A 20,576-nucleotide genomic window follows, 5' to 3' on the forward strand; every position below is an offset into this window, starting at 1 on the left:
CCGACCGGCTCAGCCGCGGGCGGCGGTGGCGCGCTCGGCGAGCAGCCGCAGCAGCGGCGGGACGTCGTCGCGGCCCAGCCGCACGTGCACGAACACCAGCTCGTCCCGGAGCTCGGTGGCCTCGGCCAGCGCCGCCCGGAGCTCGTCGGTGGTGGCCGCCGAGCGGTACCGGCTCCGCCCCCCGGTGAGGCCGGTGACGACCGCCTCCCAGTCCCAGGCGGGCACGTCGTTGTAGGTGGCGTCCGGGCTCTGCAGCGCCCGCTCGATGGTGTAGCCGCGGTTGTCCAGCAGCACCACCACCGGCGCCAGGCCGGCGGCGGCGATGGTGCCCAGCTCCTGCACGGTCATCTGCGCCGCGCCGTCCCCGATGAGCAGCACCGGACGGCGGACGGGGTCGGCCAGGCCCTGGCCGAGCACCGCCGGCAGCGCGTAGCCGATGGAGTTCCAGATCGGCTGGCCGACCCAGACGGTGTCGGTGGGCAGCCGCAGGCTCAGCGCGCCCCAGAAGGCGGTGCCGGTGTCGGCCAGCAGCGCGGTGTGCGCCGGCAGCCAGGCCTGCAGCAGCTGCCAGGACGAGCGCTGGGTGAGTGCGCCGGCGTCGGCCGGGTCGTCGGTCCAGCCGCGCGCCGGGGTGCCCGGGACGACGGGCTCCCACGACGAGCCGGCGACCGCCCGGCCCAGCGCGCCGAGCGCGTCGGGGAACAGCACGTCGCCCAGCCGCTCGGCCCCGAGGGTGACCTCGGTGGCGTGCAGGGCGACCGTCCGCTCGTCCGGCCGGCGGGCGGTGCCGAAGCCGGTGAGCTCGGCGGTGAGCACCGTGCCGACGTGCAGCACCACGTCGGCCCGGTCGACCAGGGCGGTCGTCGCCGGGTCCAGCATGTCGCCGCAGCTGTCGCCGGCGAACGGCGCGTCGGTGCCGACCACCCCGCGGGCAGAGATCTGGGTGACCACCGGGATGCCCGACCGCCGGCAGATCCGGGCCAGCTCGGCGCCGAGACCGAACCGGGCCACCAGGTGGCCGGCGACGACGACCGGGCGGCGGGCCTCGGCGAGCAGCGCCCGGACCAGCCGCTCGAACCGGCACACGGCCGCGGCGTCGGAGTGCGCGCGCAGCGGCACCTCCAGCGGGGTGGCGTCGACCCGGGCGGTGGCGACGTCCTGCGGGACGCTCAAGTAGGCGGGCCGGCGGTGGGTCATCGCCGCCAGCACGGCCGCGTCGATCTGCTCGCCCGCCCGGTGCCGGGTCAGCACCTCGGTCCGCACGCTCACCTCGGCGGCCGCCCGGGTGAAGTGGTCGAAGTCGCCGTCGGCCAGGGTGTGGTGCAGAAGTGCGCCGGCGGCCACGCTCGCCGTCCGCGGGGAGCCGACCACGTGCAGCACGGGCACGTCCTCCGCGGCGCTGCCGGCCACGGCGTTGAGCGCGCTCAGCTCACCGACCCCGTAGGTGGTGACCAGCACGCCCAGGCCGCGGCGGCGGGCATAGGCGTCCGCGGCGTACCCGGCGCCCAGCTCGTTGGCCGAGCCGACCCAGGCCAGCCCGTCGACGGTGGCCAGCCCGTCCAGCAGGTCGAGGTTGAAGTCGCCGGGGACGCCGAACAGGTGCTCGACACCGGCCTGGCGCAGTCGGCGGCCCAGGTACTCGGCGACCGAGACGGTGGCGATGGGCCGGTCGGTCACGGCGGGGAGGGCGTCGACGACGGACATGGCCGTGAGCATGATCGGACTGCGAGGATGCGCAAGGAAGGGGCGACACGTTGAGCGGTCTGCCCAGCGGATCGACGCCCCGAGGGAGCACGAGTGAGCAGAGTGCCCGGACTCGACGCGACGGACGCACGGATCCTGCTGGCCCTGGACGACGACCCGCAGGCCTCGGTCATGGCCCTGGCGACCCGGCTGGGGCTGGCCCGCAACACGGTGCACGCCCGGCTGCGGCGGCTGGAGGACAGCGGCGCGCTCGGCGCGCACAGCCGGCGGGTCGACCCGGCCGCGCTGGGCCGGGGGCTGCTGGCCTTCATCACCCTGTCGATCAGCCAGAGCGAGGGCGACCGGGCCGGCGAGGAGCTGGCCCGGATCCCGGAGGTGGTCGAGATCCTCGCCGTCACCGGGGACGGCGACCTGCTGGCCCGGGTGGTCGCCCGGGACACCGCCGACCTCTACCGGGTCACCGAGCTGATCCTGCAGGCACCGGGGGTGGTGCGGGCCAGCACCTCGATCGCGCTGCTGGAGGTGCAGCCGATGCAGATCGCCCCGCTGCTGGCGCAGCACGCCGCGGAGTGAGAGCTGCGCCGCCGGCCGGGCAGCGGTAGACACGAACCGTGATCGAGGCCACCGGACACCAGACCCCCGTCCCTCCGGACACCGCCCACCTCGACCAGCTGCGCGCGGCCACCGAACGCGCGGCCGCGACGGCCGAGCCGCTGGGCTCGGCGCACGCCGGTGCCCCGGCGGAGCTGCTGGACCGCACCGAGCAGGCGATCGAGGCGATCGGGCCGGAGCTGCTGGCGCTCAGCCACGACCTGCACGCCCACCCCGAGGAGGGCTACGCCGAGCACCGCTCGGCGCGGGCGGTCGCCGACCTGCTCGGCCGGCACGGCGTCGAGGCCGAGGTCGGGGTGCACGGGCTGCCCACGGCGTTGCGGGCGCGCACCGGCAGCGGCGGGCCCACGGTCGCCGTGCTCGCCGAGTACGACGCGCTGCCCGGCATCGGCCACGGCTGCGGGCACAACGTCATCTGCTCCACCGCGGTCGGTGCCTTCCTCGGCCTGCACGCGACGCTGGCCGCGGCCGACCTGCCCGGCACCGTGCTGCTGCTGGGCACCCCGGCCGAGGAGGGCGGCGGCGGCAAGGAGGTGATGGCCCGCGACGGCGCCTTCGACGACGTCGACGTGGTCGTGATGCTGCACCCGTTCTCCTACGACGCCGCGGTGCAGCCGTTCCTGGGCCGCCGCCAGCTGCGGGCGACCTTCACCGGTATCGCCGCGCACGCCTCCGCGCAGCCGTTCATGGGCCGCAACGCCCTGGACGCCGTGGTCGCCGGGTACCAGGGCGTGGCGATGCTGCGCCAGCACGTCCCGGACACCGACCGGGTGCACGGGGTGATCACCGACGGCGGGCAGCGGCCCAACGTCGTCCCGGAGACCGCGGAAGCGCTGTACTACGTGCGCTCGGCGAGCCCGGAGACGCTGGCGGACCTCAGCCGCCGGATGGAGGCGGTCATGGTGGGTGCGGCAGCGATGACCGGCTGCGGGGTCGAGCTGACCTGGGACGAGCTGCCGGCCTACCTGCCGATCCGGGCCAACCTGGAGCTCGCGGCCCGGTGGACGCAGCACCAGGCGCGCCGCGGGCGCACCGCGCTGCCGCCCGGGGTCACCCCGGCGTCGCTGGCCGGCTCGACCGACCTGGGCAACGTCAGCGTCCGGGTGCCCTCGATCCACCCGATGATCGCCATCGCCGGCCCGGAGACCTCGATGCACACCACCGGGTTCGCCGCCGCGGCCGCCTCCCCGGCCGGGGACGCCGCGGTGCTGGACGGCGCGGTGGGCCTGGCGCTGACCGCGCTGGACGTGCTCGCCGACCCGGCGGTGCTGGCCGCGGCCCGGGCGGAGTTCGAGGCCGAGGGTGGCGTGCTGGACGTGGCGACCGCCCTGGGCTGACCCGGCTGCCGGGTCAGGCCGGCCGCAGCTCCCGGTAGAGCCGGGCGAGGTCGGGCAGCTGGTGGTGGGCGTTCAGCCCGCTGGGGTTGGGCGCCACCCAGGTGGTCACCCCGCCGATCCGTTCCGGCTGCTCCCCCAGGGTCGCCTTCGGCCGGCCGAAGGCATGCCGCCAGGCGGTCACCCCGAGGACGGCGAGCACCCGCGGCCGGTGGCGGGCCACCAGCTCCTCCAGCGCCACCGCCCCGGCCCGCAGCTCCTCCGGCGTCAGCTCGGCCGCCGTCCGGGTCGGCCGGTCGACCATGTTGGTCACGCCCAGGCCGTGGTCGAGCAGCTGGAGGTCCTCGTCGGGGGTCAGCAGCCGCGGGGTGAGCCCCGCCAGCTGGATCGCCGGCCAGAACCGGTTGCCCGGGCGGGCGAAGTGGTGCCCGCGCTCGGCCGAGACCGGCGAGGGGTTGATGCCGCAGAAGAGCACGTCCAGGCCCGGGGCGATGACGTCGCGCAGCGGCTTGCCCGCCCCGGCCGGCTGCTGGTCGACTCCGCTCACGCCGTCCAGTCTGGGCCAGCCGGTGCGCCGGCGGTGCCGGGCCGGTAGACACATCGCACTGACCGCCAGGGGACGCACGCCAGGAGCCGCTGCGATGACCACACCGGGCACCACCACCCGCACCGACCGGCTGCTCGGGGGCATCGAGCGGGTCGGCAACCGGATCCCCGAGCCCTTCGTGCTGTTCGTCGGCCTGTTCACGGTGCTCGCGGTGGTCTCCACCGGCATGGCGATGGCCGGCGTGCAGGCGCAGATCGAGGGCACCGAGGAGCCCACCGTCGTCCGGGGGTTCTTCACCGTCGAGGGGCTGCGCTGGTTCGCCACCACCCTGGTGGACAACTTCGTCGGCTTCCCGCCGCTGGGCACCGTGGTGGTGATCCTGCTGGCGGTCGGGATCGCGCAGAGCAGCGGGCTGCTGTCCACGCTGATCAAGAGGACCTTCGCCGGGGCGCCGTCCTGGGCGCTGCCCTACGCGGTCGCCCTCGTCGGCACCATCGGCAGCGTCATGGCCGACTCGGTGATGATCGTGCTGCCGCCGCTGGCCGCGATGGTCTTCGCCGCGGCCGGCCGGCACCCGGTCGCCGGCCTGCTCGGCGCCTTCGCCGCCGCCGGGGCCGGCTACTCGACGTCCATGGTGGTGACCAGCCTGGACGCGCTGTTCGCCGGGATCACCTCCGCGGTCACCGAGTCGCTGCCCGACCCGGGCACGCCGGTCACCCCGGTCTCCAACTGGTACTTCAACATCGCCAGCTCGCTGGTGCTGACCGTGGTCTGCGGGCTGCTGATCACCAAGGTGCTCGAGCCGCGGCTGGCGCGGCTGGGCGTGCCCCGGCACCAGACCGAGAGCGAGGACGGCGACACCCTCGGCGCGGTCGAGGACGTCGACGACCTGACCATCGACGCCACCGCCCGGCGCGGGCTGCGGCTGGCCGGGCTCGCCGCACTGGTCACCGCGGCCGCCCTGGTGCTGCTGACCGTGCTCCCAGGCGCCCCGCTGCGCAACGAGACCGGCGGCTACCTGCCGGAGTCGCCGCTGCTGGACGCCGTCGTGTTCATCGTGGTGGCCATGCTCGCCGTCCCCGGGCTGGTGTACGGCTTCACCACCGGCACCTTCACCTCGATCAAGGACGTGCCGCGGGCGATGGCCGACGCGGTGAAGGACATGAGCTCCTTCATCGTGCTGGCCTTCGTGCTGGGCCAGTTCATCGCGCTGTTCAACTGGTCCGGCGTGGGCACCTGGCTGGCCGTCACCGGGGCGAGCGCGCTGTCCTCGCTCAGCTTCACCGGCTTCGGCGCCGTCCTGGCGTTCATCCTGCTCTGCTCGCTGCTGAACCTGTTCATCGTCTCCGGTTCGTCGATGTGGACGATCATGGGCGCGGTCTTCGTGCCGCTGTTCGCCCTGCTCGGCTACGAGCCCGGCTTCACCCAGGCCGCCTTCCGGATCGGCGACTCGGCCACCCAGATCCTCACCCCGCTCAACCCCTACCTGGTGATCGTGCTGGCGATGCTGCGCCGCTACGAGCCCGGCGCCGGGTTCGGCACGCTGATCTCCCGGTTCCTGCCGTTCACCGTCTGCTTCTGGCTGGCCTGGGCCGTCGTCCTGACCGTCTGGTTCCACGCCGGCCTGCCCTTCGGTCCCGGCCAGTACGCCCGGCTGGAGTGATCTCCGCCCCTCGGGGTGCGGGGCGGCCGGGCCCGGGGAACGCTGTCCCGGGCACACCGGACGACGACCAGGAGGAACGATGGCGCGCGCAGCGGTCACCGGCACGAGCGGCAAGCTGGGCCGGGCGGTGGTCACCCACCTGGTCGAGCACGGCTGGGACGTGCTGGCGCTGGACCGGGTGCCCAGCCCCCGGACCGACGTGGAGTCCGCGGTCGTCGACCTCACCGACGCCGGCCAGGCGATCGAGGCCCTCGGCGGCTTCGACGAGCACCGCGCGCCGATCGACGCGCTGGTGCACCTGGCCGCCGTCCCCGCCCCCGGGCTGATGCCGGACGCGGCCACCTTCGCCAACAACGTCACCGCCTCCTACAACGTCTACAGCGCGGCGCTGCGGGCCGGCGTCCGCAAGATCGTCTGGGCCTCCAGCGAGACGGTGCTGGGCCTGCCCTTCGACGAGGACCCGCCCTACGTGCCCGTCGACGAGGAGTACGCACCCCGGCCGACGACCACCTACTCGCTGGTCAAGACGCTGGAGGAGGAGATGGCCCGCCAGCTGTGCCGCTGGCACCCGGACCTGTCGATGACCGGGCTCCGGTTCAGCAACGTCATGTACCCCGAGGACTACGCCGCCTTCCCCGGCTACGACGCCGACCCGGCGCTGCGCCGGTGGAACCTGTGGGGCTACATCGACGCCCGGGACGGCGCCCAGGCGGTGCGCCGCGGGCTGGAGCACACCGCGCCCGGGGCCGACGTCTTCATCGTCGCCAACCCCGACACGGTGTCCGCCCGGCCCACCGCCGAGCTGCTGGCCGACCAGTTCCCCGCCGTCCCGGTCCGCCGTGAGCTCGGCGAGCACGAGACCCTGCTGTCGATCGACAAGGCCCGCCGGGTGCTGGGCTTCGAGCCCACCCACTCGTGGCGGGACGAGCCGGGGCGCGGGTGATCGACCGGCTGCTCCTGCTCGGCGCGACCGGCGACCTGGCCGGCCGGTTCCTGCTGCCGGCGCTGGCCGAGCTGACCGCCACCGGGCGGCTGCCCGCCGGGCTGCAGCTGGTCGGCTCGGCGGCGGAGGACTGGGACGACGCCCGGTTCGCCGCCCACGTCGCCGCCCGGCTGGACGAGCACGCCGGCGACGTGCCGGCCGCCGCCCGCCGGGCACTGGTCGCGGCGGCCCGCTACCGCCGGGTCGACCTGGACGTGCCGGCCACCGTCGCCGCCGCGGCGGGTGCGTTCGACGGCGCCGGGCCGGTCGCGGCCTACCTGGCCCTGCCGCCGGTGCACTTCCCGGCCGCGGTGCGCGCCCTGGGTGCCGCCGGCCTCGCGACGGGCAGCCGGATCGCGGTGGAGAAGCCGTTCGGCCGGGACCTGGCGAGCGCCCGGTCGCTCAACGCGCTGCTGGCGGAGGCGACCGGGGGCCAGGAGCAGGCGGAGTTCCGGGTCGACCACTTCCTCGGGATGCCGGCCGTGGCCGGCCTGCTCGCGCTGCGCGGGCCGCTGGCGACACGGTGGGACGGCGAGCACATCGCGCAGGTGGACGTGGTCTGGGAGGAGACCCTGGACGCCGGCGGCCGGGCCGGGTTCTACGACCGGACCGGCGCGCTCCGCGACGTGCTGCAGAACCACCTGGTCCAGGTGCTCACCCTGCTGGCGATGGAGCTGCCGGCCACGTCGGCCGAGGAGGACCTGCACCGGGCCCGGCTGGCGCTGCTGCGGTCGGTACGGGCACCGGCGCCGGCGGCCACCCGGCGGGCCCGGTACACCGCCGGCCCGGGCGGGCCGGCCTACACCGCCGCGGACGGCGTGGACCCGGCCCGCGGCACCGAGACCCTGGCCGAGCTCGTGCTGACGGTGGACACGCCCCGTTGGGCCGGCACCCGGTTCGTGCTGCGCACCGGCAAGGCACTGGCCGCCGACCGCAAGCAGGTGCTGCTGCACCTGCGCTCGGCTGCGCCCGCGGAGTGCCCGCCGGGTGTCGAGCGGGTGGGCGACACCCGGCTGGCGATCCCCCTGGACGGCGCGCAGCGGGCCTCCGCCGGCGTTCGAGTGCACGCGCCCGGCGAGCGGACGGCCTACGGCGCGGTGCTCGCCGACGTGCTGTCCGGCAGCAGCCGCACCGCGGTCAGCGCCGCCGAGGCCGAGGAGGCCTGGCGGTTCACCGACCCGGTGTCGCGCGCCTGGGCCGCCGGTGAGGTGCCGCTGCTGGAGTACCCGGCCGGCTCGGCCGGCCCGCCCGCGGGTCGCTGACCGTCACCGCCGCACCCGGCTCCCGAGCCGGTCGGTGGGGCTCCACCGAGTCGTCCACCACCCGGTCCACCTGGTGATCCACGACTGGCACGGCCCGCGCCGAGGCACCAGACTCCAGACGTGTCCGTGGCCCGACGGCTACCCCCGGTGAGCACCGACGCGGAACCGGGGGCGGCACCGAGCGGCGCACCGTGCTCCCCACCGCGCACCGACCAGGAGGAGGACCGAGCGAGTGGACATCCCCGCGATGCGGGCCAGCTTCGCGAAGGCGGCCGCGCACGGCGACCAGGTGCCGCTGTGGTTCTACTCCCACCTGTTCCTGACCCACCCCGAGACCCGGGACATGTTCCCGGTGTCGATGGCCCACCAGCGGGACCGGCTCTTCGCCGCCCTCGGTGAGGTCGTCGCCCGGGTCGACGACCTGGACACCCTCGTCCCGATCCTGCAGCAGCTCGGCCGCGACCACCGCAAGTTCGGCGCCCTGGCCGCGCACTACCCCGCCGTCGGCGCCAGCCTGCTGGCCACCCTGGAGCACTTCGACGACGAGTGGGACGACGCGCTCGCGGCCAGCTGGGCCGAGGCCTACGGCGTGATCGCCGAGGTGATGATCGCCGCCGCCGACGAGGCCGCCGACGCACCGCCCTGGTGGGAGGCGGAGGTGGTCGGCCACGACCGGCGCACCATCGACGTCGCCGTCCTGCACCTGCGCACCGAGCAGCCGCTCCCCTACCTGCCCGGCCAGGCGCTGTCGGTGGAGACCGACCTGCGGCCCCGGCTGTGGCGCTGGTACTCCCCGGCCAACGCACCGCGGCCGGACAACGCCCTGGAGCTGCACGTCCGGGCCCGGGACGGCGGCCCGGTGAGCACCGCCCTGGTCCGGCAGGCCCAGCAGGGCGACGTCGTCCGGCTGGGCCCGCCGGTGGGGCACCTGGCCCTGGACGTCGACTCCGACCGGGACCTGCTGCTGGTCGCCGGTGGCACCGGACTGGCACCGCTCAAGGCGCTGGTCGACCAGGTCGCCCGGCAGGGCCCGGCCCGGCGGGTGGACCTGTTCGTCGGCGCCCGGACCGAGGACGGCTTCTACGACCGGGCGGACCTGCACCGGCTGGCGCAGGAGCACCCCTGGCTGACCGTGACCTGCGCGGTGTCGCACGAGAAGAGCTCCGCCCTCGAGCACGGCGACATCGGCGACGTCGTCCTGCGCCACGGCCCGTGGAACGGCCGCGACGCCTACGTCGCCGGGAACCCGGCCACCGTGGAGGACACGGTCACCCGGTTGCACGCCGCCGGGTTGCCGATGGGCCGCATCCGCACCGAGGTGTTCGCACCCAGCCGACCGAGCCCGACTGTTGACGGGAAGGTGACCGAATGACCACCAGCGACTCCGGCCGCGGCGCCGAGATCGGGCCGCCCACGGCCGACGACCTCCGCGCCGTGCACTTCACGCCGGCCAGCATGCTGCACCCGGGGTACACCGACCGCGAGGTCGACGCCTTCGTCGCCCGGGCAGCCGATGAACTGGCCCGGCTGACCGAGGAGAACACCCAGCTCCGCCAGGAGGTGGCGATCCTGGAACAGCAGGTCGCCGAGGCGGCGGCGCGCCCCTCGCCCAGCGACCAGGCCGTCGGGATCCTCGCCACCGCGCAGCTCACCGCCGACCAGTACGTCTCCGAGGCCGAGGACTTCAGCCGGCAGATGACCAGCGAGGCCCGCGCCCAGTACGAGGAGCAGCTGGCCGCGGCCCGGGAGAAGGCCGGGGCGATCATCCAGGCCGCCCAGGAGGCCGCTGCGAGCATCCGGGGCAACGGCGTCCCGGTGGTCAGCGGCGGCCAGCCGGAGTCCGAGGAGCTGCAGGAGCAGGTCGCCTACCTCAAGGCGTTCAGCCAGGCCTGCCGCGTGCAGTTGCGCTCCTACCTGGAGGCGCTGCTCAGCGACGTGGAGACCGAGTGGGGCCGGGCGCACCCCGGCGCACTGCCCACGCCCCCGCGCGGCACCCGGCCCCAGCAGCTGGAGCGCGGCCGGCCCGACGTGGCCTTCGCCGGCAACGCGACGACCGACGACACGGAGCCCGCCGGCGCCGTCCCGTTGTCCCGCTCCTCCTCCTGAGCCGGGTGGGGGCCCGGGCCGGCACCGCCTCGGCGGTGACGGCCCGGGTCCGGGGCCGGGCGGTGGTCAGACCAGGCCGTGGGCGTGGACGGCCTCCGCCACCTGCAGGAAGCCCGCCACGTTCGCGCCGAGCACCAGGTCGCCGGGGGCGCCGTACTCCTCGGCCGTCTCGTGGCAGCGGGCGTGGATGCCCCGCATGATCTCCTCCAGCCGCTGCTCGCTGTGCTGGAACGTCCAGCGGTCCCGGGACGCGTTCTGCTGCATCTCCAGCGCCGAGGTGGCCACCCCGCCGGCGTTGGCCGCCTTGCCCGGCGCGAACGCCACCCCCGCCTCGCGGAGCACCCGCACGGCGTCCGGCGTGGTCGGCATGTTGGCGCCCTCGACCACGTAGCGGCACCCGTTGCCGATCAGCGCGCGGGCTGCGTCGGCGTCCAGCTCGTTCTGCGTGGCGCTGGGGATCGCGACGTCGCACGGGACGTCCCAGATGCTGCCGCCCTCGACGAAGCGCGCTGAGGGGACCCGGTCGGCGTAGCCGCTGATCCGCGCCCGCTCGACCTCCTTGACCTGCTTGAGCACCTCGAGGTCGATCCCCCGCTCGTCGACCACGTGGCCGGAGGAGTCCGAGCAGGCCACCACCGTGCCGCCGCGCTGGTGCACCTTCTCGATCGCGTACACCGCCACGTTGCCGGAGCCGGAGACGGTCACCCGCTTGCCGTCGAAGGAGTCACCGCGCACCGCCATCATCGCCGCGGCGAAGAAGGCCGCGCCGTAGCCGGTCGCCTCGGTGCGCACCTGCGCGCCGCCCCAGCCCAGCCCCTTGCCGGTGAGCACGCCGGACTCGTACCGGTTGGTGATCCGCTTGTACTGCCCGAACAGGTAGCCGATCTCCCGCGCGCCGACCCCGATGTCCCCGGCCGGGACGTCGGTGTACTCGCCCAGGTGCCGGTAGAGCTCGGTCATGAACGACTGGCAGAAGCGCATCACCTCGGCGTCCGACCGCCCCTTGGGGTCGAAGTCCGAGCCTCCCTTGCCGCCGCCGATCGGCATGCCGGTGAGCGCGTTCTTGAAGACCTGCTCGAAGCCCAGGAACTTCACGATGCCCAGGTTCACCGACGGGTGGAAGCGCAGCCCGCCCTTGTAGGGCCCCAGCGCCGAGTTGAACTCGACCCGGAAGCCGCGGTTGATCCACACCTCGCCCTGGTCGTCCTGCCACGGCACCCGGAAGATGACCTGCCGCTCGGGCTCGCAGATCCGCTCGATCGTCTTCATCTCGCTGTACTCGCGGTGCCGGGCCAGCACGACGGTCAGGGAGTCGAGCACCTCGCGGACCGCCTGGTGGAACTCGGTCTCCCCCGGGTTCCGCCGGAGGACGTCCTGGTAGATCCGCTCGACGACCGCTGGGACGTCGGTGTCCATGCGCTGCTCCCGTCCTCGATGTGGGCCCACCCCACCACTGCTTGCCCCGACCCGCCAGAGCCGAGCGGGGCGGGACGCGGCGCAGCTGCAGCCGGCGCGCCGGCTGCCTCGCCCGCGCGCCTGCGCGGTACCGGTGCCAGGATCCCTGGGTCGCCGCTGCCGTCGCAGGCTCCGCGGCCCGCGCGGCCGGCGACCGACTGCCGACCCCGGCGTGGCCCCGGCCACCCGGCCTCCTCGAGAGCGGAGCTGCGATGACCAGGACCCCCGGTGCCGGGACCGACGCCGGATCGAGCTCGCCGGGCCGGTCCAGCGGCCTCTCCTCGCTGATGCGGCCGGTCAACGCCGTCGTCGAGCGCTACATCCCCAGCGCGCTGGTGTTCGCCGTCGTGCTGACGTTCGTCGTGGCCGCGCTGGCGCTGCTGCTCACCGACGCCGGCCCGGTCGACGTCCTGGACGGCTGGGGCGACGGGCTGTCCGGGCTGCTGGCCTTCATGACCCAGATGGCGCTGATCCTGCTGCTGGGGCACACCCTGGCCAACACCGGCCCGGTGCGGCGGCTGCTCACCCGCCTGGCGGCCGTGCCCCGGACGCCACTGCAGGCCTACCTGTACGTCTTCCTGATCGCGGCCCTGGCCTCGCTGATCACCTGGGGGCTGGGGCTGGTCGTCGGCGCACTGCTGGCCCGCGAGCTCGCCGTCCAGGGCCGGGAACGGGGCCTGCGGCTGCACTTCCCCCTGCTGGTGGCGGCCGGCTACTCCGGCTACGTCATCTGGCACATGGGCTACTCGGGCTCGGGCCCGCTCACCGCCGCCACCGAGGGCTCCTTCCTCGCCGAGCAGCTGGGCCGCACCGTCCCGGTCGGCGAGACGATCTTCACCTGGTGGAACATCACCGCCGCGGTCGCCACGATCCTGGTCGTCGGCCTGGCGCTGGCCGCGGTCGCGCCCCGCGGGGCCGACCGGGTGGTCGAGCTCCCGGCAGGCGTGCGCGACTCCGACGCCGTCCCGCTGGACGACGAGGTCGTCACCCCGGCCGACCGGGTCGACGGCAGCCGGGTGGTGACCACCCTGGTCGGCCTGGCGCTGACCGCCTACCTGGTGCACCACTACGTCGACGGCGGCACGGCCACCCTGGACATCGTCAACTGGACGTTCCTGGCGCTGATCTTCCTGCTCGTCCGCAACCCGTTCGAGCTGATCGCGCTGGTGAAGAACGCCGCGGCCAACGTCGGGGAGATCCTGCTCCAGTTCCCGCTGTACGCCGGGATCATGGGGATCATGTCGACGACCGGCCTGATCGCGGTGTTCTCCGACGCCGTCGTCGACATCGCCTCGCCGGCCACGTTCGGCCTGCTGGCCTTCCTCTCCGCCGGCCTGGTCAACTTCTTCGTCCCCTCCGGCGGTGGGCAGTTCGCCGTCCAGGGGCCGGTGATGATCGACGCCGCGCAGAGCCTGGGGGTCGACCCGGTGGTGGCGATCATGGCGATCGCCTACGGCGACCAGTGGACGAACATGATCCAGCCCTTCTGGGCGCTGCCGGTGCTGGCCATCGCGGGGCTGAAGATGCGCGACATCCTGGGGTACACGACGGTCACGCTGATCGCCTCGGGCCTGGTCTTCGGCACCGTGACGCTGCTGCTCGGCGTGCTGGCCTGAGGGGCACGGCAGCGGCCGCCGGGGTCAGGTCCAGGGCGACCGGCCCGTCCGTTCCCGGTGGGCGGCGGCCAGCCGGGCGAGGGTGCGCGCCCCGCGGAGGACGTCGTCGGTCAGGACCAGCACAGCGTCGACCACCCCGTCGACCCAGGTGTCGGTGCGCGGTCGCCCGCCCGGGGTCTCCCGCCGGTGGCCGCGGCCCAGCGCGCGGAACAGCAGCACGCTCAGGAGCAGGAAGAGGAACAGCTCCACCGGGCACCTCCGCCACCGCGCCGGCGCCCCCGGGTGGGGTGCCGCACCGCCACGATGGCCGGGCCGAGCGCGCGAGGGCCAGCGGCAGGAACGCCAGCGACCGCCGCAGGTCTGCCAGTCCATCGACCGGGGCGCAGCCGGGCGGCGGGGCCGGGGAGGAGGCACGGTGGACACCGCGTGCGCCGCCGGCGCCCGGGGGCTGGACGTGGCGCAGACCCACAGCAGGCCAGGGCGGGTGGGCCGGCGCACCTGCGCCGGGTCGCCCGCGAGCCGAGCCGGCGGCGCCGGTGGCGTCACCGGCACCGGTCGGTGCCGGTGACGCGCTGCGGGATCAGCTGCGCAGCACCCGGGCCAGCCGGCGCACCGCCAGCGCACCGAACCCAGCCCCGGCCACCCAGGGACCGGCGACCAGCAGCGGGTCGAGCACGTGGTGGCGCCGGTCGGAGCGGCCGGCGCGGGAGCGCAGGCCACCGTGCGTCAGCTCGGTGCGCACCCCGGTCTCGGTGACCGGGTTGTCCGGGCTGGCGGTGGCGAACGACCGGAGGTGGCTCCCCCAGGCGTCGACCCGGTCACCGGCGATGAGCAGCAGCCAGTGCGCCAGCCGCCCCTCGCTGAACCGGTCGTAGGCCAGCCGCCGGATCGACCCGGACAGGCCGTGCAGCGGCTGGGCGGTGCCGAACACCGGGGTGACGAAGGCGTGCTCGATGGAGCGCTCCCGGCCCGCCGACCCGGGCTGCCGGTCGGGGAAGTCCCAGTGGGCGCCGGTGTCGGCGGGGTACTGCAGCTTGGGGTGGGACGGGCGGTCGGCGGGGTCGAGGTCGGCTCCCCACCCGGGGATGCGGGCCCGCAGCTCCTCCCGGCTCGGCGGTGCGGTGCGCTTGTCGCGGACGTAGGCGCTGGGGATGTCGGGCTCGGTCATGGTGGTCCCTCCCTCAGTTCGCGCCCGGCACGACGAGCGGCTTGATGCAGCCGTCGAGCTTGGCGGAGAAGACGTGGTAGGCCTCGGCGATGTCCTCCAGCGGGAACCGGTGGGTGACCATCTGCCGCGGGGTCAGGTGACCGTTGCGGACGTGCTCGAACATCCGCGGCCACTGCCGCTTCACCGGCGTCTGGTTCATCCGCAGGGTGAGGCCCTTGTTCATCGCGTCGCCGAACTTCACCGCGTTCGGCACCGGGCCGTACGCGCCGACCACCGAGACCGTGCCGCCCTTGCGCGCGGCGTCGATCGCCCAGTTCAGCGCGGTCGGTGACCCGCCCTGCAGCTTCAGCTTCGGCCCGGTGAGCTGCTGGGTCAGGTTCCCGTCCGCCTCCGCGCCCACCGCTTCGATCACGACGTCGGCGCCGAGGTAGTCGGTCTGCTTCTTCAGCTCCACCACCACGTCGTCGTGCTCGTCGTAGTCCAGCGTCTCGGCGTAGGCCATCTCCCGGGCCTTCGCCAGCCGTTCGGCGAGGTGGTCGACGACGATCACCCGGCCGGCGCCCATCAGCCAGGAGGACTGTGCGGCGATCAGGCCGACCGGCCCGGCACCCAGGACCACCACCGTGTCGCCCTCGGCGATCTCGCCCAGCTGTGCGCCGAAGTAGCCGGTCGCGGCGGCGTCGGTGAGCAGCACGGCGTCCTCGTCGTGCATCCAGTCCGGGATCTTCACCGGCCCGACGTCGGCGAAGGGCACCCGCACGTACTCGGCCTGCCCCCCGTCGTAGCCGCCGGTGGTGTGCGAGTAGCCGTAGATGCCGCCGACCGCCGTGGCGTTGGGGTTGACGTTGTGGCAGTTGGAGTACAGGCCACGGGCGCAGTACCAGCAGGAACCGCAGAAGATGTTGAACGGCACCATCACCCGGTCGCCGACCTGCAGGTGCTGCACCGACGGGCCCACCTCGTCGACGACGCCGATGAACTCGTGGCCGAAGGTGTGCCCGATCCGGGTGTCCGGCATCAGCCCGTGGTAGAGGTGCAGGTCCGAGCCGCAGATCGCGGCCAGGGTGACCCGGACGATCGCGTCGTTGGGGTGTTCGATCCGGGGTCGGTCCTTCTCCTCGACCCGCAGCTTGTAGGGACCTCGGTAGGTCATCGCTCGCATGCGTCCTCCTGGGAACAGCCGGTCCGCCGGGAGGTGCCCCGCCGGGTCGGGCGGCAACCGTGACCGGTGGCGGGTGTGTGAGGGTGACGGCCATGCACCTGCTGCTGGAGTACACGCTGGCCGAGGACTACCTGGAGCGCCGGACGGCCCTGCGGGCGGACCACCTGGCGCTGGCCCGGGCCGCCCACGAGCGTGGCGAGCTGCTGCTGGCCGGCGCCCTGCCGGACCCGTTCGACCGCGCGGTGCTGGTCTGGACCGCTCCCCGCGAGGTCGTCGAACGGTTCGTCGAGGCCGACCCCTACGTCGTCCAGGGGCTGGTCACCGCCTGGACGATCCGCCCGTGGAACGTGGTCGTCGGCGACACCCCCACCGGCTGACCCGCCTGCGTCCGGCCATGTTGGCGAACATGGCCGGACGCATGGCCGGACGCATGGCCGGACGCGGGCCGGTCGAGCCGGCCATGTTGGCGAACATGGCCGCAAGCGGACGGGGCGGGGTCAGGGCAGTCGGACGGTCGTGGTCACCCGGACCACCGACGGGTCCGGCGGGACCGAGCCGAACCCGAAGGTGACCGGTGGCCGCACCGGCGCCAGGCCGCCCAGCGGCTCGCCGTCCCAGCTCGCCTCGACGGCGGCGAGCCGGTGCAGGTCCTGGACGCCGTACCACTCGCGGCGCCCGTTGCCGGCCGAGCCGGTCGTGCGCAGGCCGGTGAGCAGCCGGGCCGGCCGGTCCAGCAGCCCGACCCACGCCGGCGTGCGGGCCAGCGGCGCGGGAACCGCGCGCAGCAGCAGCCCGAGCGGGGGCCGGGCGCCGGTGCGCGCCCGCAGCGTGAGCGGTCCGGCGCGCAGCGACCAGGTGACCTCGTCCGGCCGGGTCACCTCGACGCCGGTCAGCCGCACCTCGTCGAAGGTGTAGGTCGAGCCGACGAACCCGGCGACGTCGGCGTCCGGGGCGAGCAGCACGCGGTGCCCGTCGGGCCGCTGCACCATCACGTCGGAGAACGGCCCCAACGGAGAGCGCGGCCAGTGCCCGAGCACCACCCGGGTGCCGGAGGTGGTGCCGGTCCCGAGGATCCAGCCGTCGAAGCGCAGCCGCGTCGTCACCGGTGCCTCCTAGCCAGGACGGCGCCCGGCCAACCCGCCGGCTCCGCGGTGGACCACCCGTTCACGGGTCCATCACAGAACGGTCACAGGGACGCCGGGCGGCGGCTGCTTCGCCGCGCCACGGTCAGGCGACCCGCTCCACCGCCGGAACCCAGGAGAGCCCCCGTGCGCCGACCGACCCGCCGTGCCGCCCTGACCCTCACCGCCGCCGGTCTGCTGACCGCCGTCGCCGTCCCGGCGTTCGCCGGCCCCGCCTCCACCGTGCCCCAGGGCAACGGCCACCAGCAGGCCCAGCTGGTGGGCCGCTCCGTGCTCCCCTCGGCCACCTTCGGCGAGCAGGTGCCCTCCGGCGCCCTGGCCAACTCCGCGAACGGCGTCACGACCCCGTTCGCCGCCCAGCCGATCCAGGGCTTCTCCGGCCTGCTTGCCGACGGCGAGGACTGGCTGGTGCTGGAGGACAACGGCTTCGGCACCAAGGCCAACAGCGGCGACTTCCTGCTGCGCGTGGTGAAGCTGCGGATCGACACCGCCACCCAGCAGACGACGGTGCTCGAGGGCGGCTTCAGCCTCTCCGACCCCGACCGGAAGCTGCCGTTCCCGCTGACCCGCAGCGACCGCCGGCTCACCGGCGCCGACCTGGACCCCGAGTCGTTCCAGCGGATGCCCGACGGCACCTTCTGGATCGGCGAGGAGTTCGGCCCCAGCCTGGTGCACGTGGACGCGCAGGGCCGGGTGCTGTCGGCCCCGGTCCAGCCCGACGGCGTCCGCTCCCCCGATGCCTGGAACCTCAACGGGGCCGCCCCGACGATCGGGTCGAGCAAGGGCTTCGAGGGCATGGCGCTCGGCGTCGACGGCCACACGCTGTACCCGATGCTGGAGGGCGCGGTCGCCGGCGACGACCCGGCCACCCGCCGGATCTACTCCTTCGACACCAACCGAGGGAAGTACACCGGCCTCAAGGCGAAGGTGAAGTTCGAGGTGCCGAACAACGCCCTCGGCGACATGGTGGCGCTGGACCAGAACCGCTTCCTGATCCTCGAGCGGGACAACGCCCAGGGCCCGGCCTCGCAGCTCAAGGCCGTCTACCTGATCGACACCCGGGACATCGACCGGGACGGCTATGCCGACAAGCGGCTGATCGCCAACCTCATGGCCATCCCGGACCCGCAGGGCGTCGGCGGCACCGCGGGCGGCTACTTCACCTTCCCGTTCGTCACGATCGAGCAGATCGCCGTGCTCGACGACCACCGGATCATCGTCGGCAACGACAACAACTACCCGGGCTCGGCCGGGCGCACCGCCGGCGTCCCGGACGACAACGAGTACGTCGTCATCCAGCTCGACGAGGACCTGCAGGTCGACCCGGCCCTGGCCTCGATCACCGCACGCGGCAGCCGCACCCGCTGACCCCACCGCCGTCCGGTCCCGGGCTCCCGGGACCGGACGGCGCCGGCTCACCCCGGCGAGGTCAACCGCCGAGGGCGTCCTGGACCCCGGCGACCAGCTGCTCCGCCGCCCCCTCGGGGGCCTGGGGCAGGAAGAGGCTGGGCTCGGTCAGCTCCAGTTCGAGCAGCACCGGCCGGCCGGCGTCGTCGGCGACCAGGTCGATCCGGGCGTACAGCAGCGGCTCGGCGCCCGGGACGAGGTCGGGGACGGCCTCGAACACCGCCTGGGCCACCGCCCGCTGCGCCGGCGTCGGGTCGACCGCGTGCAGGTCGCCGCGGCTGTCCCGGTCCTGCCGCACGCCCTCCCCGCGCCGCAGCAGCGGGCCCTTGCGCACGGCGTGGGAGAACCGGCCGCCGAGGAACAGCATCGCGGTCTCCCCGGCGTCGTCCACGCTGGCCAGGTACGGCTGCACCATCGCCGTCCGGCCGGCGGCGGTGAGCTCGGCGACGTGCCCGAGCACCGCCGCCGGCTCGGTCCACCGCGCGGTGTCCCGGGAGCCGGCCGAGATCGACGGCTTCACCACCCACTCCCCCGCGTCCGGCAGCTGTGCGACGTCGGTGGGGTCCCAGACCGTGGGCACGACGGGCAGCCCGGCGGCCGCGACCTCGCGCAGGTGCGCCTTGTCGGTGTTCCAGGCCAGCACCGGCGCCGGGTTGCGCAGCCGGGGCACGCGCTCCGCCCAGGCCAGGAACTCCGCGCGCCGCCACGCGTAGTCCCAGCAGGACCGGACGACGACCAGGTCGGGCTCGGCCCAGTCGACGTCCGGGTCGTCCCAGCGCACCAGGTCCACGGCCAGCCCGGCGCCGCGCAGCGCCGCGGACGCGATCGGCAGGTCCGGGTCGACCCGCAGTCCCCGTTCGCTGCTGACCAGCGCGACCCGGGCGGTCACGCCGGCAGCTGGAGGACGCCGTCCACCCGGCGCGGGATGCCGGTGAAGTCGTCGGTGAGCTCGGCGGGCAGCACGTCGGCCGGCGCACCCTGCCAGGTGACCGGGCGCAGGAACCGGCGGATCGCCGAGGTGCCGACCGAGGTGTGCTGGGAGTTGGTGGACGGCCACGGACCGCCGTGGTGCTGGGCCCAGGAGACGGCGACCCCGGTCGGGTAGGCGTCGTAGACCAGCCGGCCGGCCCGGGTGCGCAGCTCCTGGGAGACCGCCAGCGGCAGCTGGGTCTCCCCCGCGCCCCGCAGCACGGTGGCGGTCAGCGAGGAGGGCATCTTGCCCAGCGCGGCGAAGAGCTCGGGCTCGCCGTCGTAGCGGGCCACCACGGTGACCGGCCCGAAGACCTCCTCGGTGACCTGCTCGGGCAGTTCGGCGGCCGAGGTGGTCAGCAGCAGCGGCGTGGCGGTGAAGCCGGTGCCGTCGCCCTCGGTGCCGCGGGCGACGGGGCTGACGCCCGGCGCCTCCGCGATGGCCCCGGACAGCTTCCCGAAGGACGCCGCGATGGCCTCGTTGAGCAGCACCTGGGGGCCGCTGCCGCGCACCGCCTCGGCCATCGCGTCCACTACCTGGTCGCCTTCCGCGCCCGCGGGGACGAGCACCAGACCGGGTTTGGTGCAGAACTGCCCGGCGCCCAGGGTGAAGGAGCCGACGAGCTCGGTGCCCAGCTGGGTGCCGCGCTCGGCGGCGGCCTGCGGGGTGACCACGACCGGGTTGAGGCTGCTCAGCTCACCGAAGAACGGGATCGGGTCGGGACGCTGCTCGATGATCTGCAGCAGCGCGCGGCCGCCGTTGACCGACCCGGTGAAGCCGACGGCGCGGATCGCCGGGTGGGCGACGAGGTCGGCACCGGCCTGCAGTCCGTGCACCAGGCCGAGCGTCCCCTCCGGGGCGCCGGCAGCGCGGGCCGCCTCGACGAACACCTCGAACACCAGCTGCGAGGTGGCCGGGTGCGAGCCGTGCGCCTTGACGACGACCGGGCAACCGGCGGCCAGCGCAGAGGCGGTGTCGCCACCGGGCACGGAGAACGCCAACGGGAAGTTGCTCGCCCCGAACACCGCGACCGGACCGATCGGCAGCAGCATCCGGCGCAGGTCCGGGCGGGGGCCCATCGGCGTGTCGCCGGCGTGGTCGATCGTCGCCTCGAGGTAGCTGCCCTCGGCGAGCACCTCGGCGAACAGCCGCAGCTGGTACGCCGTGCGGGTCAGCTCACCGTTGAGCCGGGTGGTGCCCAGGGCGGTCTCCCGGTCGGCGACGGCGACGACGTCCTCCCGCCGGGCCTCCAGGGCGTCGGCCAGGCTGCGCAGCAGCGCCGCCCGGCCGTCCCGGCCGAGGCCCTCCAGCGCGGGCGCGGCGGCCAGCGCGGCCTCGCAGAGCCTGGCCACCTCCGCCGGGCTGGTCTCCTGGGCGACGACCTCGGCCGCCTGACCGGTACGGGGATCGATGCTGACGACGTCGCTCATGTCCTGGTGCTCCTCT

At 74.8% G+C, this 20,576-nt stretch carries 20 protein-coding genes; 11 read left to right on the forward strand and 9 right to left on the reverse strand.

Features of this window, described 5'->3' with window-relative positions; all coding sequences use genetic code 11:
• Nucleotides 1-9: 9 nt before the first annotated feature.
• Nucleotides 10-1,704, reverse strand: a complete 1,695-nt coding sequence (locus HLA93_RS14325; protein WP_222195063.1) for an alpha-keto acid decarboxylase family protein — start codon at nucleotides 1,702-1,704, stop codon at nucleotides 10-12.
• A gap of 93 nt (nucleotides 1,705-1,797) precedes the next feature.
• On the opposite strand from HLA93_RS14325, the gene HLA93_RS22080 reads away from it, so the two are divergent.
• Together HLA93_RS22080 and HLA93_RS14335 are read left to right on the forward strand one after the other, a co-directional pair.
• Nucleotides 1,798-2,277 carry an Lrp/AsnC family transcriptional regulator gene (locus HLA93_RS22080; RefSeq protein WP_308128137.1) on the forward strand — a complete coding sequence of 160 codons (480 nt, stop codon included), beginning with the start codon at nucleotides 1,798-1,800 and terminating at the stop codon, nucleotides 2,275-2,277.
• Between the two features lie 38 nt (nucleotides 2,278-2,315).
• Complete coding sequence (locus tag HLA93_RS14335) at nucleotides 2,316-3,653, forward strand: M20 family metallopeptidase (RefSeq protein ID WP_222195064.1); 1,338 nt, start codon at nucleotides 2,316-2,318, stop codon at nucleotides 3,651-3,653.
• Between the two features lie 13 nt (nucleotides 3,654-3,666).
• Here HLA93_RS14335 and mug read toward each other — a convergent pair whose 3' ends face one another.
• A complete protein-coding gene (gene mug, locus HLA93_RS14340) occupies nucleotides 3,667-4,197 on the reverse strand; it encodes a G/U mismatch-specific DNA glycosylase (protein WP_308128138.1) in 531 nt (176 codons plus the stop codon).
• Between the two features lie 94 nt (nucleotides 4,198-4,291).
• Here mug and HLA93_RS14345 point away from each other — a divergent pair, with 94 nt between their 5' ends.
• The 5 genes from HLA93_RS14345 to HLA93_RS14365 all read left to right on the forward strand — a co-directional run bounded on the left by HLA93_RS14345 (nucleotide 4,292) and on the right by HLA93_RS14365 (nucleotide 10,210).
• Entirely contained in the window at nucleotides 4,292-5,860 is a 1,569-nt protein-coding gene (locus HLA93_RS14345) for an AbgT family transporter (protein ID WP_222195066.1), read from the forward strand.
• A 79-nt stretch (nucleotides 5,861-5,939) separates the two neighbouring features.
• A complete protein-coding gene (locus tag HLA93_RS14350; RefSeq protein WP_222195067.1) occupies nucleotides 5,940-6,803 on the forward strand; it encodes an NAD-dependent epimerase/dehydratase family protein in 864 nt (287 codons plus the stop codon).
• Nucleotides 6,776-8,104: a glucose-6-phosphate dehydrogenase gene (locus HLA93_RS14355; RefSeq protein ID WP_308128139.1), complete on the forward strand. Its 1,329-nt coding sequence runs from the start codon at nucleotides 6,776-6,778 to the stop codon at nucleotides 8,102-8,104. The genes HLA93_RS14350 and HLA93_RS14355 overlap by 28 nt, the downstream gene beginning before the upstream one ends.
• A 232-nt stretch (nucleotides 8,105-8,336) precedes the next feature.
• The gene (locus HLA93_RS14360; RefSeq protein ID WP_222195068.1) at nucleotides 8,337-9,476 is read left to right on the forward strand and encodes a globin domain-containing protein; all 1,140 of its coding nucleotides are present in this window, start codon (nucleotides 8,337-8,339) and stop codon (nucleotides 9,474-9,476) included.
• Nucleotides 9,473-10,210 (forward strand): DivIVA domain-containing protein, encoded by a 738-nt coding sequence (locus HLA93_RS14365; RefSeq protein ID WP_222195069.1) that lies wholly within the window; start codon nucleotides 9,473-9,475, stop codon nucleotides 10,208-10,210. The genes HLA93_RS14360 and HLA93_RS14365 overlap by 4 nt, the downstream gene beginning before the upstream one ends.
• A gap of 66 nt (nucleotides 10,211-10,276) precedes the next feature.
• On the opposite strand, the gene gdhA is transcribed toward HLA93_RS14365, so the two are convergent.
• Nucleotides 10,277-11,626 (reverse strand): NADP-specific glutamate dehydrogenase, encoded by a 1,350-nt coding sequence (gene gdhA, locus HLA93_RS14370; protein WP_222195070.1) that lies wholly within the window; start codon nucleotides 11,624-11,626, stop codon nucleotides 10,277-10,279.
• 251 nt (nucleotides 11,627-11,877) lie between these two features.
• Here gdhA and HLA93_RS14375 point away from each other — a divergent pair, with 251 nt between their 5' ends.
• The gene (locus tag HLA93_RS14375) at nucleotides 11,878-13,281 is read left to right on the forward strand and encodes a short-chain fatty acid transporter (protein ID WP_222195071.1); all 1,404 of its coding nucleotides are present in this window, start codon (nucleotides 11,878-11,880) and stop codon (nucleotides 13,279-13,281) included.
• Between the two features lie 24 nt (nucleotides 13,282-13,305).
• On the opposite strand, the gene HLA93_RS14380 is transcribed toward HLA93_RS14375, so the two are convergent.
• On the reverse strand, nucleotides 13,306-13,530 hold the full coding sequence (locus HLA93_RS14380) for a hypothetical protein (RefSeq protein WP_222195072.1): 225 nt from the start codon (nucleotides 13,528-13,530) through the stop codon (nucleotides 13,306-13,308).
• 166 nt (nucleotides 13,531-13,696) lie between these two features.
• Here HLA93_RS14380 and HLA93_RS14385 point away from each other — a divergent pair, with 166 nt between their 5' ends.
• The gene (locus HLA93_RS14385; RefSeq protein ID WP_222195073.1) at nucleotides 13,697-13,849 is read left to right on the forward strand and encodes a hypothetical protein; all 153 of its coding nucleotides are present in this window, start codon (nucleotides 13,697-13,699) and stop codon (nucleotides 13,847-13,849) included.
• Between the two features lie 12 nt (nucleotides 13,850-13,861).
• Here the strand turns inward: HLA93_RS14385 and HLA93_RS14390 are convergent, their stop codons facing one another.
• Both HLA93_RS14390 and HLA93_RS14395 read right to left on the reverse strand, forming a co-directional pair.
• Nucleotides 13,862-14,449: a hypothetical protein gene (locus HLA93_RS14390; RefSeq protein ID WP_222195074.1), complete on the reverse strand. Its 588-nt coding sequence runs from the start codon at nucleotides 14,447-14,449 to the stop codon at nucleotides 13,862-13,864.
• A 13-nt stretch (nucleotides 14,450-14,462) separates the two neighbouring features.
• Nucleotides 14,463-15,602: a zinc-dependent alcohol dehydrogenase gene (locus HLA93_RS14395; RefSeq protein ID WP_246626645.1), complete on the reverse strand. Its 1,140-nt coding sequence runs from the start codon at nucleotides 15,600-15,602 to the stop codon at nucleotides 14,463-14,465.
• Nucleotides 15,603-15,703: 101 nt separating this feature from the next.
• On the opposite strand from HLA93_RS14395, the gene HLA93_RS14400 reads away from it, so the two are divergent.
• The gene (locus HLA93_RS14400) at nucleotides 15,704-15,988 is read left to right on the forward strand and encodes a YciI-like protein (protein WP_222195076.1); all 285 of its coding nucleotides are present in this window, start codon (nucleotides 15,704-15,706) and stop codon (nucleotides 15,986-15,988) included.
• A gap of 120 nt (nucleotides 15,989-16,108) precedes the next feature.
• On the opposite strand, the gene HLA93_RS14405 is transcribed toward HLA93_RS14400, so the two are convergent.
• Nucleotides 16,109-16,714, reverse strand: a complete 606-nt coding sequence (locus HLA93_RS14405; RefSeq protein WP_222195077.1) for a hypothetical protein — start codon at nucleotides 16,712-16,714, stop codon at nucleotides 16,109-16,111.
• Between the two features lie 165 nt (nucleotides 16,715-16,879).
• Between HLA93_RS14405 and HLA93_RS14410 the strand changes: the two genes are divergently transcribed.
• Nucleotides 16,880-18,121, forward strand: a complete 1,242-nt coding sequence (locus HLA93_RS14410) for an esterase-like activity of phytase family protein (protein WP_222195078.1) — start codon at nucleotides 16,880-16,882, stop codon at nucleotides 18,119-18,121.
• Between the two features lie 61 nt (nucleotides 18,122-18,182).
• On the opposite strand, the gene HLA93_RS14415 is transcribed toward HLA93_RS14410, so the two are convergent.
• A complete protein-coding gene (locus tag HLA93_RS14415) occupies nucleotides 18,183-19,049 on the reverse strand; it encodes an ATP-grasp domain-containing protein (RefSeq protein WP_222195079.1) in 867 nt (288 codons plus the stop codon).
• On the reverse strand, nucleotides 19,046-20,560 hold the full coding sequence (locus HLA93_RS14420; RefSeq protein ID WP_222195080.1) for an aldehyde dehydrogenase (NADP(+)): 1,515 nt from the start codon (nucleotides 20,558-20,560) through the stop codon (nucleotides 19,046-19,048). Before HLA93_RS14420 ends, HLA93_RS14415 begins: the two co-directional genes overlap by 4 nt.
• Nucleotides 20,561-20,576: the final 16 nt, after the last annotated feature.

It is taken from the genome of Modestobacter italicus, from assembly GCF_019799965.1.
Lineage (GTDB): Bacteria > Actinomycetota > Actinomycetes > Mycobacteriales > Geodermatophilaceae > Modestobacter > Modestobacter italicus_A.

Bases quoted from the DNA above. Each gene is read 5' to 3' on its own strand.
- HLA93_RS14345 (WP_222195066.1), top strand. From the start codon at position 4,292: ATGACCACACCGGGCACCACCACCCGCACCGACCGGCTGCTCGGGGGC.
- HLA93_RS14350 (WP_222195067.1), top strand. From the start codon at position 5,940: ATGGCGCGCGCAGCGGTCACCGGCACGAGCGGCAAGCTGGGCCGGGCG.
- HLA93_RS14375 (WP_222195071.1), top strand. From the start codon at position 11,878: ATGACCAGGACCCCCGGTGCCGGGACCGACGCCGGATCGAGCTCGCCG.
- HLA93_RS14400 (WP_222195076.1), top strand. From the start codon at position 15,704: ATGCACCTGCTGCTGGAGTACACGCTGGCCGAGGACTACCTGGAGCGC.
- HLA93_RS14390 (WP_222195074.1), bottom strand. From the start codon at position 14,449: ATGACCGAGCCCGACATCCCCAGCGCCTACGTCCGCGACAAGCGCACC.
- HLA93_RS14325 (WP_222195063.1), bottom strand. From the start codon at position 1,704: ATGTCCGTCGTCGACGCCCTCCCCGCCGTGACCGACCGGCCCATCGCC.
- gdhA (WP_222195070.1), bottom strand. From the start codon at position 11,626: ATGGACACCGACGTCCCAGCGGTCGTCGAGCGGATCTACCAGGACGTC.
- HLA93_RS14420 (WP_222195080.1), bottom strand. From the start codon at position 20,560: ATGAGCGACGTCGTCAGCATCGATCCCCGTACCGGTCAGGCGGCCGAG.
- HLA93_RS14365 (WP_222195069.1), top strand. From the start codon at position 9,473: ATGACCACCAGCGACTCCGGCCGCGGCGCCGAGATCGGGCCGCCCACG.
- HLA93_RS14395 (WP_246626645.1), bottom strand. From the start codon at position 15,602: ATGACCTACCGAGGTCCCTACAAGCTGCGGGTCGAGGAGAAGGACCGA.